The sequence below is a fragment of the Xenorhabdus hominickii genome, assembly GCF_002632725.1.
Lineage (GTDB): Bacteria > Pseudomonadota > Gammaproteobacteria > Enterobacterales > Enterobacteriaceae > Xenorhabdus > Xenorhabdus hominickii.
This window is the reverse complement of the sequence record NZ_NJAI01000078.1, coordinates 1-745: the sequence shown is the minus strand read 5'-3', so window position 1 is coordinate 745 and position 745 is coordinate 1. Positions and strand designations below refer to the sequence as shown.

The window sequence follows — 745 nt, the reverse complement described above, 5'->3', positions numbered from 1 at the left end:
TGGTTTATCGTTGGGAAAACTCAGGATGGAATCCGATATGCCCCTTATCCGAAAAGCGTTCAAACGCCTGCATTATCCCACTGATATTATTGCCCAATGCGTCCGGTGGTATCTGAGCTATGCGCTCAGCCTGCGCGATCTTGAAGAAATTATGGCTGAGCGGGGTATTGTCGTTGATCACTCAACCCTTTATCGCTGGGTCATTAGGTTAACCCCTTTGCTGAATAAGGCGTTCCGCCAATACAAGCGCACCGTGGGGCGGCGGTGGCGGATGGATGAAACCTATCTCAAAATTAAAGGCCAGTGGCGCTATCTTTATCGAGCAGTGGACTCTGCCGGCAATACGGTAGACTTCTTGTTGACAGCCAACCGGGACAGCGATGCCGCCCGTCGCTTTTTCAACAAGGGCCTTCGCCAACACGCCCGACCAGAGGTCGTGACCCTTGATAAGAGTGGAGCCAATAAAGCTGCGGTGGACGGCCTCAATGCGGGCAAGCAGAAGAAAAACCGCATCAAAATCCGGCAAAACAACTACCTGAATAATCTGATAGAGCAAGACCATCGAAATATCAAACGACGGGTGCGAGCGATGCTTGGGTTCGGCTCGTTCAGAAGAGCCCAGACCCTGCTGGCAGGAATTGAATGGGTGCACATGATACGCAAAGGGCAGTTTCAACCTCCACAAGGGCAAGGATTGTCATCGGCACAACAATTCTATCTGCTAGCAGCCTAAAAAATCAGCAAA

At 51.1% G+C, this 745-nt stretch carries 1 protein-coding gene; it reads left to right on the top strand.

What is annotated here, in order from left to right:
• Positions 1 to 37 precede the first annotated feature (37 nt).
• Positions 38 to 733, top strand: a complete 696-nt coding sequence (locus tag Xhom_RS25160; RefSeq protein WP_099140135.1) for an IS6 family transposase — start codon at positions 38 to 40, stop codon at positions 731 to 733.
• Positions 734 to 745 lie beyond the last annotated feature (12 nt).

Coding starts and splice junctions, on each gene's coding strand:
- Xhom_RS25160 (WP_099140135.1), top strand. CDS start 38: ATGCCCCTTATCCGAAAAGCGTTCAAACGCCTGCATTATCCCACTGAT.